At 65.7% G+C, this 13,191-nt stretch carries 14 protein-coding genes and 1 riboswitch; of the genes, 11 read left to right on the forward strand and 3 right to left on the reverse strand.

The window, feature by feature from the left end:
* Positions 1-31 precede the first annotated feature (31 nt).
* The 3 genes from gcvT to FG93_RS01365 all read right to left on the reverse strand — a co-directional run bounded on the left by gcvT (position 32) and on the right by FG93_RS01365 (position 2,663).
* On the reverse strand, positions 32-1,189 hold the full coding sequence (gcvT, locus tag FG93_RS01355) for a glycine cleavage system aminomethyltransferase GcvT (protein ID WP_052513321.1): 1,158 nt from the start codon (positions 1,187-1,189) through the stop codon (positions 32-34).
* Positions 1,190-1,348: 159 nt separating this feature from the next.
* Positions 1,349-1,448: riboswitch (glycine riboswitch) on the reverse strand.
* A gap of 94 nt (positions 1,449-1,542) precedes the next feature.
* Positions 1,543-2,154 carry a hypothetical protein gene (locus FG93_RS01360; protein ID WP_152579248.1) on the reverse strand — a complete coding sequence of 204 codons (612 nt, stop codon included), beginning with the start codon at positions 2,152-2,154 and terminating at the stop codon, positions 1,543-1,545.
* The gene (locus FG93_RS01365) at positions 2,151-2,663 is read right to left on the reverse strand and encodes an invasion associated locus B family protein (protein ID WP_043231038.1); all 513 of its coding nucleotides are present in this window, start codon (positions 2,661-2,663) and stop codon (positions 2,151-2,153) included. Before FG93_RS01365 ends, FG93_RS01360 begins: the two co-directional genes overlap by 4 nt.
* A gap of 545 nt (positions 2,664-3,208) precedes the next feature.
* Here FG93_RS01365 and coxB point away from each other — a divergent pair.
* From coxB to FG93_RS01420, 11 genes are all read left to right on the forward strand, one after another.
* The gene (coxB, locus tag FG93_RS01370; protein WP_244448476.1) at positions 3,209-3,994 is read left to right on the forward strand and encodes a cytochrome c oxidase subunit II; all 786 of its coding nucleotides are present in this window, start codon (positions 3,209-3,211) and stop codon (positions 3,992-3,994) included.
* A 56-nt stretch (positions 3,995-4,050) separates the two neighbouring features.
* Positions 4,051-5,685 (forward strand): cytochrome c oxidase subunit I, encoded by a 1,635-nt coding sequence (gene ctaD / locus FG93_RS01375; protein ID WP_043231045.1) that lies wholly within the window; start codon positions 4,051-4,053, stop codon positions 5,683-5,685.
* Positions 5,686-5,829: 144 nt separating this feature from the next.
* A complete protein-coding gene (locus FG93_RS01380; RefSeq protein ID WP_043231048.1) occupies positions 5,830-6,783 on the forward strand; it encodes a heme o synthase in 954 nt (317 codons plus the stop codon).
* A complete protein-coding gene (locus tag FG93_RS32770; protein ID WP_043231051.1) occupies positions 6,780-6,950 on the forward strand; it encodes a hypothetical protein in 171 nt (56 codons plus the stop codon). Before FG93_RS01380 ends, FG93_RS32770 begins: the two co-directional genes overlap by 4 nt.
* Positions 6,950-7,546, forward strand: coding sequence for a cytochrome c oxidase assembly protein (locus tag FG93_RS01390; protein WP_043231054.1), 597 nt, complete (start codon positions 6,950-6,952; stop codon positions 7,544-7,546). Before FG93_RS32770 ends, FG93_RS01390 begins: the two co-directional genes overlap by 1 nt.
* 56 nt (positions 7,547-7,602) lie before the next feature.
* Positions 7,603-8,466 (forward strand): cytochrome c oxidase subunit 3, encoded by an 864-nt coding sequence (locus FG93_RS01395; RefSeq protein ID WP_043231057.1) that lies wholly within the window; start codon positions 7,603-7,605, stop codon positions 8,464-8,466.
* A gap of 63 nt (positions 8,467-8,529) precedes the next feature.
* Complete coding sequence (locus tag FG93_RS01400; protein WP_152579250.1) at positions 8,530-8,907, forward strand: DUF983 domain-containing protein; 378 nt, start codon at positions 8,530-8,532, stop codon at positions 8,905-8,907.
* Positions 8,904-9,671, forward strand: coding sequence for an SURF1 family protein (locus tag FG93_RS01405; RefSeq protein WP_152579251.1), 768 nt, complete (start codon positions 8,904-8,906; stop codon positions 9,669-9,671). Before FG93_RS01400 ends, FG93_RS01405 begins: the two co-directional genes overlap by 4 nt.
* A 93-nt stretch (positions 9,672-9,764) precedes the next feature.
* Positions 9,765-11,180: a threonine synthase gene (thrC, locus tag FG93_RS01410; RefSeq protein ID WP_043231063.1), complete on the forward strand. Its 1,416-nt coding sequence runs from the start codon at positions 9,765-9,767 to the stop codon at positions 11,178-11,180.
* Positions 11,177-12,520, forward strand: coding sequence for a pitrilysin family protein (locus FG93_RS01415; protein ID WP_081881232.1), 1,344 nt, complete (start codon positions 11,177-11,179; stop codon positions 12,518-12,520). Before thrC ends, FG93_RS01415 begins: the two co-directional genes overlap by 4 nt.
* Before the next feature lie 6 nt (positions 12,521-12,526).
* A complete protein-coding gene (locus tag FG93_RS01420) occupies positions 12,527-13,141 on the forward strand; it encodes a GNAT family N-acetyltransferase (protein ID WP_043231065.1) in 615 nt (204 codons plus the stop codon).
* The last annotated feature ends 50 nt before the right edge of the window (positions 13,142-13,191 follow it).

Genomic DNA, 13,191 nt, shown 5'->3' on the forward strand with positions numbered 1-13,191 from the left:
ATGGTCCTCCTGATCGGGATAAGGTCGGGAATCAGCGCTTGTAACGGTTGGGCACGAAGGGCATCGGCGCGACGGTCGCCGCCAACGGCTTGCCGCGCACGATCAGATCAAGGCGTGTACCGGGAGCCGAGTGGGCCTTTGCGACATAGCCCATCGCACAGGGCGCGTTGAGCGTCGGGCCGAAACCGCCGGATGTGACCTTGCCGACGATCTCGCCTTCCGGCGTCGCGATATCGGCTCCCTCGCGGGCAGGAGCGCGGCCCTCGGGCAGGAGCCCGATCCGGACGCGCGAAACACCTTCGGCGAATTCGCGCTGGATGCGGACAGCGCCCGGGAAGCCGCCTTCCTCGCGTCGGCGCTTCTGGATCGACCAGTTCAGCCCGGCCTCCACCGGCGAGGTCGTGGTGTCGATGTCGTGCCCATAGAGGCAAAGCCCGGCCTCGAGTCGCAACGAATCGCGGGCACCAAGTCCGATCGGCTTGACGCGCGGATCGAGCAGGAGCGCGTCCCAGATCTCGCCGATCCTGTTTGCCGCAGCGGAAATCTCGTAGCCATCCTCACCGGTATAGCCGGAGCGGCTGAGATTGGCCTTGACGCCTGCAACCTTCATGCTGCGCGCGCTCATGAAGCCCATCTCGGCAGCCTCGGGCGCCAGCGCGGCGAGAGCCTCGGCGGCGGCAGGCCCCTGCAGCGCGATCAACCCGCGATGTTCCGCGCGGACGAGCTTCACATTGGCCGGCAGGCGCGCCTCGATATGGGCATAGTCGGCCGTCTTGCAGGCGGCATTGACGATGAGAAGGAGAGCGCCATCCTCGTCGGGTTCGATCGAGCGCGTCACCATCAGATCGTCGAGGATGCCGCCATTCTCATCGAGGAGCTGCGAATAACGCTGCTTGCCGGGGGCGAGATTGACGATGTCGGCGGGGACCAAAGCCTCCAGCGCGCGCGCCGTGGTTTCGTGATCGGGCCCGAGCAGAAAGGCCTGGCCCATATGCGAGACGTCGAAGAGCCCAGCTTTCTCGCGCGTCCAGTTATGCTCGGTGAGAATACCCATCGGGTACTGCACTGGCATGTCATAACCGGCGAAGGGCACCATGCGGGCGCCGAGCGTGACGTGACGGGAATGAAGCGGGGTCTTGAGCAGCGCCTCGGCGCCTGCGGCATCAGCTTCAACGGCTTCGGCAGCCATGGCGGCCCCTTCCAGAATCGAGCGCAAGCCCCGGACGGAATGTCCGGAGCGCGCCCCCTCTGTCTTGGGACCTGAGAGATTTCCCCGAACCGGCTCGATCAGCCGGACAGGTTACACCCGTCGGTGGGCGGACTTGCATCCGCCGCTTTCCAGAGCGCCAATTCCCACGCGGTCCGTTTGCCTGAGCGTTTCCGGGGCGGTTGCGCCTTCGGCGCCGGGCCTGGACAAGTCCGGGCCCGGTCTCTCCCGCGGGGATGATGCGGCGTCAGCACAGATACAAGACGCCGCCTTCGAGTCAATCGGCGCCTTGCCTCAGTTCACGGCAAACACCGGTGCCGATCGCGGCAACGGGACTACCGGCGCCGCGCGCGAGCCGGCGCCGCAGCCCCAGCGGTGTTGAGGCCGACGATGATCTCGACGTCGCCCTTGCCCGGCGGGACGACGATGCCGTCCTCGATATGGCTGAAGTCGGTACCCGCCTGGCCGGACGAGATCGTGCCGCCGACGCGCGCCGCACGGCGCGCAACGACGGTCGTCCCGCGCAGGACCTGCGTGCTCATCGACGCATAATAGCTGCCTGGGCCACCCGCCGGACCGGCCAGCACACGGCCTTCGGCACCGACCTTCAGCCTGAAGCCACCACCGCCCGTCGGCGTGCACTCGCGCGCCACGTTCAGGATCGAGATCTGGTGCCGGAGGCTGCCGCTATCGGTCCCGGACTGGGCGCGAATGGCAGCCCCCCCATCGGCGATGGTCACGGCCGGACAGACGAAGTCCTGCTCCTCATCGGCCTTCGAACGCTCCACGGGCGGAGGCGGCTTGGTCGACTGGAACATCACGATATTGCTCAGGGTCTGCATGCCGCTCTGTTCGCCCGAAGACGAACGCGACCCGCAACCGGCGAGGCCAAGGCACAGCATCGAGGCAGCCAGCATAGTCAGCCGGCGAGGCATCACATCATTCACGGCAGGGTCTCCACGCCAGGCCCGAATCCGGAAAGCGAGACGGGGATACCCACGCCCTCCTCCGGTGTCTGAAATACGATGAATGTGGCGCTTTTTCCGGCCTTGAGCTGGCCGAGCAGCGTATCGTCCATCACCACCTCGGCTACGCAGCCCGTGGTCAGGCAACGAACGAAGCCGGCGCGGCCGATATCCTTGTCGTCGATCTTGAGGCCGAGCCCCGACGGCAGCAGCACTCCGAGCGGCGCCACGACCCGCAACAGCCGGCTCTTCTGGTCAGCCGTCTTCAGCACGATGACCAGCAACGTCAGATTCGGCCGGTCCTCGGCCGCGACATTCTGCACGAGAGCGCATTGCTCGGCCTTGGCGCCTGGCGGCACCTCGCAGCGCAATTGCCAATCGCCATGCGTCGACTTCACGGCGCCCTGGGCGAAAGCCACGCCGCTCGAACCCAGACATACGCCCACGGCCGCCAGCGCGGCCGCGAAGACAGGTCCGATGAACTTGCCCATCCCCGTCATTCCCTTCAAACCGGCACGAATAGCCGGACATCGCCCCCTGGAGCCGGATCGCCCTTGCAGGAATCGTTCGTCCGATTCCAACAAAACCGCCATCCGTCTCTAATCATATTCGAGAGGGCGATCCATGTTTTGAGGGATACCAAAAGGGCTTCCACACAAAACAATCACGCTCCGAATGTGCCTGCGTTGGGACCATGCAGCCCCCGCCCTGTCAAGGACAGAGCCGCAATCGAACCACTTCTTGGGGCCAAGACCTCGCGCGATTATGCCGCACGGGCTGCGTGGAAGGCCTGCATTGCCCCTCTGGCGCAAGCGTGATCTTTGATTTATCGCAATGCCGAAGAACGAGGCGGGCCGATCAGCCGGCCTCGTTGCGCGTGGGCCGCATAGACAAGGACAGCGGGCCGCGACGGGATCACAGGAGCTATGTCGGACCGATGCGATTTCTGAGCAGGACCATTGCAACAGTGGCCGCAGCGGCCCTCGCCGCGGGCGCGACGACGCTTCTTCCTGAAAGTGCGCTGGCCGGCACCGGCATGCCTTCGCCCTGGCAGTTGAATCTGCAGGGCGCCGCCACCGAAGTCGCGGAATACATCCACTGGTTCCATGACTGGCTCAACGTGATCATCTTCGCGATCTCGATTTTCGTGCTGGCGCTGCTGATCTACGTCGCGTGGCGCTTCAACGAGAAGAAGAACCCCGTCCCCTCCAAGACGACGCATAATCCGCTGCTGGAAGTAGCCTGGACGGTCATCCCGGTCCTGATTCTCGTCGTCATCGCCATCCCCTCCTTCCGCCTTCTCAAACTCCAGCTCGAGATTCCGCAGTCGGACCTGACCGTTAAGGTCACCGGCAAGCAGTGGTACTGGTCCTACGAGTACCCGCAGGACGGCGGCGCCTTCGGCTTCGATTCGCTGATGCTCGACGAGAAGCAGCGCGCCGAAGCAATCGCCGGCAACAAGATCGCCGAAGCCGAGGCTCCGCGCCTGCTCGCAGTCGACAACGAGGCGGTCGTGCCCGTCGGCAAGATCGTGCGCGTCCAGGTGACCGCCGCCGACGTCATCCACAAGTTCACCGTGCCGTCCTTCGGCATCAAGATCGACGCCATCCCCGGCCGCCTCAACGAGACCTGGTTCCGCGCCGATCGCGAAGGCATCTATTATGGCCAGTGCTCGTTCATCTGCGGGCAGAACCACGCCTATATGCCGATCGCGTTCCGTGTCGTGAGCGCCGAGCGCTATGCGGCCTGGCTTGCCGAATCGAAGAAGAAATTCGCCAGCGCCGGCGACGCCGCCGGCAAGGTCGCCGCCGCGGCCGAGTGAACGAACCAGATCTGACAGAACTCACGCGAACAGATTTCGCACGAGGAGACGAATCCATGGCAACTGCGGCTCCGGGCGCCCACGCCCACGCACACGGACATGATGACGCCCACGCCCACCCGACCGGGTGGCGGCGCTGGCTGCTCTCGACCAATCACAAGGACATCGGGACGCTCTATCTGATCTTCTCGATCATGGCTGGTCTGGTCGGCGGCTTCCTCTCGATCATGATGCGCATCGAGCTGCAGCAGCCCGGCCTGCAGTTCTTCGCCAACGGCCAGAGCTACAACGTCTTTGTCACTGGACACGGTCTGATCATGATCTTCTTCATGGTCATGCCCGCCGTGATCGGCGGCTTCGGCAACTGGTTCGTGCCGCTGATGATCGGCGCGCCGGACATGGCCTTCCCGCGCATGAACAACATCTCGTTCTGGCTGACCGTCGCCGGCTTCGTGCTGCTCGTCATCTCGATGTTCGTCGAAGGCGCGCCTGGCGCCCATGGCGTCGGCACGGGCTGGACGATCTACCCGCCCTTCTCGTCGTCGGGCCACCCCGGTCCCTCGGTCGATTTCGGTATTCTCGCTCTCCATCTCGCGGGCGCCGCCTCGATCCTCGGCGCGATCAACTTCATCACCACCATCCTGAACATGCGCGCGCCTGGCATGACCATGCACAAGATGCCGCTGTTCGCCTGGGGCGTTCTGGTCACCGCCTTCCTGCTGCTGCTGTCGCTGCCCGTGCTGGCCGGCGCCATCACCATGCTGCTGACGGACCGCAATTTCGGCACCACCTTCTACGACCCGGCCGGTGGCGGCGACCCGGTGCTCTACCAGCACCTGTTCTGGTTCTTCGGTCACCCCGAAGTGTACATCATGATCCTGCCGGCCTTCGGCATCGTCAGCCACATCATCTCGACCTTCTCGAAGAAGCCGATCTTCGGCTATCTCGGCATGGCTTATGCGATGGTGGCGATCGGCGTCGTCGGCTTCATCGTGTGGGCGCACCACATGTACACCGCCGGTCTCTCGCTCAACACGCAGCGCTACTTCGTCTTCGCCACGATGGTGATCGCGGTGCCGACCGGCATCAAGATCTTCTCCTGGATCGCGACGATGTGGGGCGGCAGCCTGCGCTTCACCGCGCCGATGCTCTGGGCGATCGGCTTCATCTTCCTGTTCACCGTCGGCGGCGTGACCGGCGTGGTGCTGGCCAATGCCGGCGTCGACCGCTCGCTGCATGCGACCTATTACGTCGTGGCCCATTTCCACTACGTGCTGTCGCTCGGCGCCGTGTTCGGCATCTTCGCCGGCTTCTACTACTGGTTCCCGAAGATGTCGGGCTATGTGATCCCGGACTGGATCGGCAGGCTGCACTTCTGGGTCGCCTTCTTCGGCGCCAACCTGCTGTTCTTCCCGCAGCACTTCCTCGGCCTTGCCGGCATGCCGCGTCATTATGCGGACTATCCGGATGCCTTCGCCGGCTGGCATTTCTGGTCCTCGATCGGCTCCTATATCTTCGCTGCCGGCCTGCTGATCTTCTTCTACGGCGTCATCGTCGCCTTCACGAAGAAGCAGCTCGCCGGAGACAATCCGTGGGGCGAAGGTGCAACGACGCTGGAATGGACCCTGTCCTCGCCTCCGCCGTTCCACCAGTTCGAGACCCTGCCGCGCATCGTCGGCTCGGACCACTGATCCATCAGGCGGCGGGCTCTCCGGCCCGCCGCCGCCCCTCCCCCGAGCGCCACCTGCGGCGTTCCGGAGATGGGCGGCAAAACCGCCCCCTCTCATTCCCCACGGCCGCTGGCGGCCGTCGCAAAGAGTGAATCGACAAGACCGATGTCTGCTGCGTTCGACAGATTCGTTTCCCGCACCGATGGCGCGATAAGCTCCACCGGTGAGGCGCGCGATTTCTTCGCACTCCTGAAGCCACGGGTGATGTTCCTTGTCGTCGTCACGGCGCTTGGCGGCATGGCGACGGCCCCCGGCACGATTCACCCCGTGATCGGCCTCGCCTCGCTGCTTGCGATCGCGGTCGGCGCCGGCGCCTCCGGCTGCCTGAACATGTGGTACGACGCCGATATCGACGCGCTGATGGTACGGACCGCCAAGCGTCCGATTCCCGCCGGGCGGATCCTGCCCTCGGAGGCGCTCGCCTTCGGGCTGACATTGTCGGTCGGCTCGGTGATCGTGCTCGGCCTTGTCGCCAATCTGCTCTCGGCGGCGATGCTGGCCTTCACCATCTTCTTCTACGCCGTCGTCTATTCGATGTGGCTGAAGCGCTCGACGCCGCAGAACATCGTCATCGGCGGAGCGGCCGGGGCCTTCCCGCCGATGATCGGCGAGGCGGTCGTGACCGGCGATTTCGGCCTGCATTCGATCGTGCTCTTCGCGATCATCTTCCTCTGGACGCCGCCCCATTTCTGGGCGCTGGCGCTGGTCAAGTCGGGCGATTATGCCCGCGCCGGCATCCCGATGCTGCCGAATGTCGCCGGCCCTGCCGCGACGCGCCGGCAGATCGTGGCCTACTCGCTGGTCATGGCCCCGGTCGCGGTGCTGCCTGCCCTGATGGGATTCGGCGGATTGGCCTATCTCATCGTCTCGGTGGTGACCGGACTTGCGATGATCGCGTTGTCCTTCCGCGTGTTGCGCGTGACTGAGGGCGAAGCCGCCCACAAGGCCGCCTATGCGCTGTTCGGCTTCTCGATCCTCTACCTCTTCCTGCTCTTCGCTGTGCTGCTGGCCGAGAACAGCCTCGGCTTGATGTGGGCCCTGCCCAAGGTGCTGGGATGAGCGAAGCTCCGAAACGCGATATTCCGCCGGCCTTTTCTCCGGAGGACATGGCACGCCGCAGGCGCCGCTCGGTCGCGCTGGCGCTGGTCCTCGCAGGCCTGGTCATTTTCTTCTTCGTGGTGACGCTGGTGAAGACCGGGCCGGCCATCATGAACAGGCCGCTGTAATGACCGCGACGCCATCGAACCGTCAGAATGCGAGAATGCGCCGGACGGCTCTGATCTGCGCCGGCGTCGCTGTCGGCATGACCGGTCTCGCCTTCGCAGCCGTGCCGCTCTACGACCTGTTCTGCAAGGTCACAGGCTTCGGCGGCACGCCGATGGTCGGGACCGCAGCCGCCGGGCGTATCCTGGACCGCAAGATGTCGGTGCGTTTCGACGCCAATGTCGCGCCGGCCCTGGGCTGGCGCTTCGAGCCGGAGAGCTCCGAGATCACCTTCCGCATCGGCGAGACGCAGACGGTGTTCTACAAGATCACCAACACGACGGACCGGGTCTCCACCGGCATCGCGACCTTCAACGTCACGCCGACGCAGGGGGCCGCTTATTTCGTCAAGCTGCAATGCTTCTGCTTCACCGAGCATACGCTGCAGCCGGGCGAGACGCTGGAAGCGCCGGTTGTGTTCTATGTCGACCCCGAGATCGAGCAGAACCGCGATCTCAACGGGGTCAAATCATTGACGCTGTCCTACACCTATTTCCCGTCCAAGGCCGGCCAGCCGGTCGCGGATGGCAAGGGTGACGCGGGCAAGTCGAAACTATAAGGACTGCGACAGCACCAAGCGCTGCGCAGCAGAGTCGGACGCGGAGACAAAGTAAGATGGCCGGGGCCCATACCAAGAACCACGATTACCATCTCGTCGACCCGAGCCCGTGGCCGCTCGTCGGCGCGAGCAGCGCGACGATCATGGCCATCGGCGCGGTCATGTGGATGAAGGCGATGGCCGTCGCCGGCATGCATCTCGGCCCGCTGGTCTTTGGCGTCGGCCTGCTCGGCGTCCTCTACACCATGCTCGCCTGGTGGATGGACGTGGTGCGCGAGGCAGAGCACGAGGGGCATCACACCCGCGTCGTCCAGCTTCACCATCGCTACGGCATGCTGATGTTCATCGCCTCCGAGGTGATGTTCTTCGTCGCCTGGTTCTGGGCGTTCTTCGACGCCAGCCTCTTCAGCAGCGAGGCCATCCAGTACGCCCGCCACGACTTCACCGGCGGCGTCTGGCCTCCGAAGGGCATCCAGACCTTCGATCCCTGGCACCTGCCGCTGCTGAACACGCTGATCCTGCTGACCTCGGGCACCACCGTGACCTGGGCGCATTACGCGCTGCTGCACGACGACCGCAAGGGCCTGAAGCAGGCGCTCTGGCTCACCGTGCTGCTCGGCTGCCTGTTCTCGATCGTCCAAGGCTACGAGTACGCGCATGCCACCTTCGCCTTCAGCGGCCATATCTATGGCGCGACCTTCTTCATGGCGACCGGCTTCCACGGCTTCCATGTGATCATCGGCACGATCTTCCTGGCGATCTGCCTGTACCGGGTCTATCTCGGTCACTTCAAACCGGCTCAGCATCTCGGCTTCGAGTTCGCGGCCTGGTACTGGCACTTCGTCGACGTGGTGTGGCTGTTCCTGTTCGCCGCGATCTATGTCTGGGCGTCCGGCGCCGGATCGGCCGCGGCGCACTGAGCGGCCGCCTCAAGACAATCCCGAAGGCGGCCGCGAGGCCGCCTTTGTTTTTTACGGGAAACCATGATGGCAGAGTACGAGCATATCAGCCCCTCGCCCTATGCGACCGGCCTTTCCGGCCGTTGCCCGCGCTGCGGCGAAGGCAAGCTCTTCGACGGGTTTTTGAAGCTGCGCCCACGCTGCGCCGCGTGCGGGCTTGATTTCGCCTTCGCCGACTCGGCCGACGGTCCTGCCGTGTTCATCATGCTGATCGCGGGCTTCGCGGTTCTTGGCGCCGCACTTTCTGTCGAGATCGCCTATGAGCCGCCGATCTGGGTGCATCTCTCGATCTGGCTGCCGTTGGCCATCATCGTCTGCCTCGCGCTTCTGCGACCGATGAAGGGGCTCGCGGTCGCGCTGCAATACACCCACAAGGCCGAGGAAGGCCGGCGAGAGAAGTGAGCGCGGAGACTATGCCCGACAGCACAAGGCACCCGAGCCTCCTCCTGCCCGCGATCCTGACGATCTGCGGAACACTGGTGCTCTGCACGCTGGGGAGCTGGCAGCTCCTGCGGATGAGCGAGAAGCACAGCTTCATCGAACGCCTGCAAGCGCAGGCGGCGAGCCCGCCGGCGTCCCTGCCGTCCGAGCTGCAATGGAGCTCGCTCGATCCTGCGAAACTCGACCTGACGCGGGTCGCGGCATCCGGACGTTACGTCGACGGTCCCTTCGCCGGCGTGCGCACCACGATTGCCTCGGGCGCACCAGGAACGCGCCAGCTCTCCGGCTTCGGCCGCTGGATCTTTCAGGGGTTCCGGCTCGATGCCGGCGGCGTCATCCTGATCAATCGCGGCTTCGTGCCGGAAGCGCGCCTGGGCGAGATCAGGCCCGCCTCCGGACCGGCAACCGTGACCGGCTTCCTGCGCGCGCCCGAAGCGCGCAACAGCTTTACTCCAGCCGACCTCCCGGCCAATCGCGAGTTCTTCACACGTGATCCGGCCGCCATTGCATCCTCCCTCGGCCTGGCGGCCGCGCCATTCTATCTTGAGCTCGAGCGTCAGGGAGACGGGCTGACGCCGCCGGCCGGTGTTGATGTGAAGGAGTTGATCGGACGGATTCCCGACAACCACCTGCAATACGCGCTGACCTGGTTTGGACTGGCCCTGACCCTGATCGGTGTCTTCATAGCCTTCGCCTGGCAGGCCCGGCGACAGAAGCGCAACTGAACTTGCCCGCCGCGACCAGACCGCGGGCGCGCAACCTTTGCCCTCGCTGCGCTCCCGGCCTATAGCAGCAGCACGACCACAGAGAGCGACACCGTGCTGCATGTCTCCACCCGGGGGGAAGCGCCCTCCCTCGCCTTTTCCGACGCCCTGCTCGCCGGGCTCGCCCGCGACGGCGGCCTCTATGTCCCGAAGGCCTGGCCCAGAATTGAAGCCCAGGAAATCGCGGGCTTCGCCGGCAAACCCTATACCGAAGTTGCCGAGCGCATCATCGGCGCGCTGGCCGACGGAGATATCGAGACGGCGGCGCTGCGCGTCATGATCCGCGAGGCCTATGCCACATTCCGGCATCCGGCCACCTGTCCGCTGACGCAGCTCGGCGACAATCTCTTCGTGCTCGAGCTGTTCCACGGCCCGACGCTGGCATTCAAGGATGTGGCGATGCAGCTGCTTGGGCGGCTGATGGACCATGTGCTGGTGCAACGCGGCGAGCGCGCCACCATTGTCGGCGCAACCTCCGGCGACACGGGCGGTGCTGCCATCGACGCCTTCAAGGGGCTCGAGCGGGTCGACATGTTCATCCTCTATCCGCAGGGGCGCGTCTCGGACGTGCAGCGGCGGCAGATGACCACGGTGGACTCGCCCAATGTCCATGCCATCGCGGTCGAGGGCACATTCGACGATTGCCAGAACCTCGCCAAGGCGATGTTCAATCACCATACGTTCCGCGACGAGCTGCGCCTCTCCGGCGTGAATTCGATCAACTGGGCCCGCATCGCGGCGCAGGTGGTCTACTACTTCACCTCGGCTGTCGCCCTCGGCTCGCCTGGGCGCAAGGTCTCCTTCGCCGTGCCGACGGGCAATTTCGGCGACGTGCTCGCCGGCTGGGTCGCCAAGCGCATGGGTCTGCCGATCGAGCGCCTGATGATCGGGACGAACAGCAACGACATCCTGCCGCGCACGCTCGAGAGCGGCGCCTATGAGATGCGCGGCGTCGCGGCCACCACCTCCCCTTCGATGGACATCCAGATTTCCTCGAATTTCGAACGCCTGCTGTTCGAGGCCCATGACCGCGACGGGGCCGCCGTGCGCCGATTGATGCAGTCGTTGCAGCAATCCGGCCGGTTCGAGATCGCGCCAGGGCCGCTCGCCCGCATCCGCTCCGAGTTCGACGCCGGCACGGTCGACGAGGCGGAGGTCGCCGGCGAGATCGGCCGCACCTGGCGCGAAGCCGGTTATCTGCTCGATCCCCATAGCGCAATCGGCGTCGCAGCCGCGCGCCGTGGCCTGAGGGCGGATTCCGCGACGCCGATGATCGTGCTCGGCACGGCGCATCCCGCCAAGTTCCCGGCGGCCGTTGCGGCGGCGAGCGGTGTCACGCCCGTCCTGCCACCCCATCTCGGCGATCTGATGGAGCGCAAGGAGCGCTTCACCGTGCTGCCGAACGACCAGGGACGCATCGAGGCTTTCATTCGGCAGAACGCCCGGACGGTAAGGGGAGCGGCGGCATGATCGCGACGGGGCCGGCCGAGATCGCCGAATTGGCCACGCCTGCACCGCGCTCGCCGGGTGCACATGACCCAGAGGTCGACCTGACGATCCTGCCCTCCGGCCTGCGCATCGTCTCGCAGCGCATGGACCATGCTTCTACCGTTTCGCTCGGCATCTGGATCGGTGCCGGCGCGCGCGACGAGCTTCCGGACGAGCACGGCCTGGCGCATCTGCTCGAGCACATGGCCTTCAAGGGCACGGCGCGGCGCAGCGCCCGAGAGATCGCCGAGGAGATCGAAAGCGTCGGCGGGGATCTCAACGCCGCGACCAGCGTCGAATACACCTGCTACACAGCTCGGGTTCTGGGATCCGACCTTGCGCTCGCCGTCGACATCCTGGCCGATATCCTGACATCGCCTGCCCTGGCGCCCGAGGAACTCGCTCGCGAGAAGGGGGTCATCCTGCAGGAGATCGGCGCGGTTCAGGATACGCCGGACGATCTCGTCTATGACCGCTTCCTGCAAGCCGCCTTTCCGGATCAGCCTCTCGGCCGCCCGATCCTGGGAACGGCGAAGACGGTCAATAGCTTCACGCCCGACGCCATCCGGGCCTATCTGGCGCGGCACTATCATGCCGGCAACATGGTGCTGGCTGCTTCGGGCGCCGTCGATCACGATGAGCTCGTCGCCTTGGCGCGCGACAGGCTCGCCAGCCTTCCAGGCAAGCCTGTTGCGGCCTTCCCGCGCGAGGACGGTCACTACCGGGGCGGCGAAGCGCGCATCGAGGGCGACGAGGAGCAGGTCCATCTGGTGCTCGGCTTTCCCGGCCAGCCTTTCCGGGACGGCGCGCACTACCCGCTCCAGGTGTTCTCCTCCGTGCTCGGCGGAGGGTTGTCCTCTCGGCTGTTCCAGGAGGTGCGCGAACAGCGCGGCCTCGCCTATTCGATCGACGCCTTCCACTGGCCCTTCTCCGATTGCGGCGTGTTCGGAATCAGCGCCGGCACGGCACCGGAAGATGCCGGCGAGCTGATCGACGTTGCCCTCGGTTGCCTGCGGCAGGCTGCCGAAGATGTGACAGAGGTCGAGGTTGCGCGCGCCCGGGCCCAGATGAAGGTCGGGCTGCTCGCTTCGCTTGAAAGCCCCGGCGGCAAGCTGGAACAGATGGCCCGTCAGGTGCTCGTCTTCGGACGTGCGATTCCGCGTGAGGAATTGGCGCACCGGCTCGATGCCGTAACGCTCGAGGATGTTCGCGCTGCCGGACGATCCCTGCTCGGCCACCAGCCAACGATCGCCGCCGTCGGTCCACTTGCCGGCCTCCCGCCGGCAGATCGACTGCGGCAGGCCGCACGCTCCAGGGATTGAGCAGCCATGGCTCTCTTCCGCTTCTCGACCGACCCGCCGGCCCGTCCGCTCGTTCGCACGCCGAACCTGTTCCTGCGGGCGCCACTGGCGAACGACTATGCGGCTTGGGCAGTGCTACGGATGGAGAGCCGGGAATTCCTGACCCCCTGGGAACCGGTCTGGAATGAGGAGGACCTGACGCGGAACTCGTTCCGCCTGCGCATCAAGCGTGCCGCGCGCGAGATCGCGGCTGACGAAGCCTACCCTCTCTTCATCTTCGACGCCGGCAGCGAAACGCTGTTGGGGGGATTGACGCTCGGGCTGATTCGTCGTGGCGTCGCCCAGGCCTGCACGCTTGGCTACTGGATGGGGCAACGCCACGCCGGCAAGGGACATATGACCGAGGCCGTGCGCGGCGCGGTGCGCTTCGCCTTTTCCGACCTTGGCCTGCATCGCGTCGAGGCCGCCTGCCTGCCGGGCAATGAGCCGTCTCGCCGGCTGCTGGAGCGCGTCGGCTTCCGCTGCGAAGGCGAGGCGCGGGCCTATCTGCGCATCAACGGAAACTGGGCGGACCATCTGCTCTATGCCATGCTTTCCACGGACCGGCTGCTCGACCCCGCGGAGACGGGCGGCGCGCGATGATCCACAGGGCTGCGCCTCTGCCTTGCCCTCGCCACGACCGGTCGGTACGA

The organism is Allobosea sp. LC85 (assembly GCF_000735605.1).
GTDB lineage: Bacteria > Pseudomonadota > Alphaproteobacteria > Rhizobiales > Beijerinckiaceae > Allobosea.

What these genes read in the sequence shown, in the direction of transcription:
- gcvT (WP_052513321.1), bottom strand. Translation starts at nt 1,189, where the DNA reads ATGGCTGCCGAAGCCGTTGAAGCTGATGCCGCAGGCGCCGAGGCGCTG.
- FG93_RS01365 (WP_043231038.1), bottom strand. Translation starts at nt 2,663, where the DNA reads ATGGGCAAGTTCATCGGACCTGTCTTCGCGGCCGCGCTGGCGGCCGTG.
- coxB (WP_244448476.1), top strand. Translation starts at nt 3,209, where the DNA reads ATGCCTTCGCCCTGGCAGTTGAATCTGCAGGGCGCCGCCACCGAAGTC.
- ctaD (WP_043231045.1), top strand. Translation starts at nt 4,051, where the DNA reads ATGGCAACTGCGGCTCCGGGCGCCCACGCCCACGCACACGGACATGAT.
- FG93_RS01380 (WP_043231048.1), top strand. Translation starts at nt 5,830, where the DNA reads ATGTCTGCTGCGTTCGACAGATTCGTTTCCCGCACCGATGGCGCGATA.
- FG93_RS32770 (WP_043231051.1), top strand. Translation starts at nt 6,780, where the DNA reads ATGAGCGAAGCTCCGAAACGCGATATTCCGCCGGCCTTTTCTCCGGAG.
- FG93_RS01390 (WP_043231054.1), top strand. Translation starts at nt 6,950, where the DNA reads ATGACCGCGACGCCATCGAACCGTCAGAATGCGAGAATGCGCCGGACG.
- FG93_RS01395 (WP_043231057.1), top strand. Translation starts at nt 7,603, where the DNA reads ATGGCCGGGGCCCATACCAAGAACCACGATTACCATCTCGTCGACCCG.
- FG93_RS01400 (WP_152579250.1), top strand. Translation starts at nt 8,530, where the DNA reads ATGATGGCAGAGTACGAGCATATCAGCCCCTCGCCCTATGCGACCGGC.
- FG93_RS01415 (WP_081881232.1), top strand. Translation starts at nt 11,177, where the DNA reads ATGATCGCGACGGGGCCGGCCGAGATCGCCGAATTGGCCACGCCTGCA.
- FG93_RS01420 (WP_043231065.1), top strand. Translation starts at nt 12,527, where the DNA reads ATGGCTCTCTTCCGCTTCTCGACCGACCCGCCGGCCCGTCCGCTCGTT.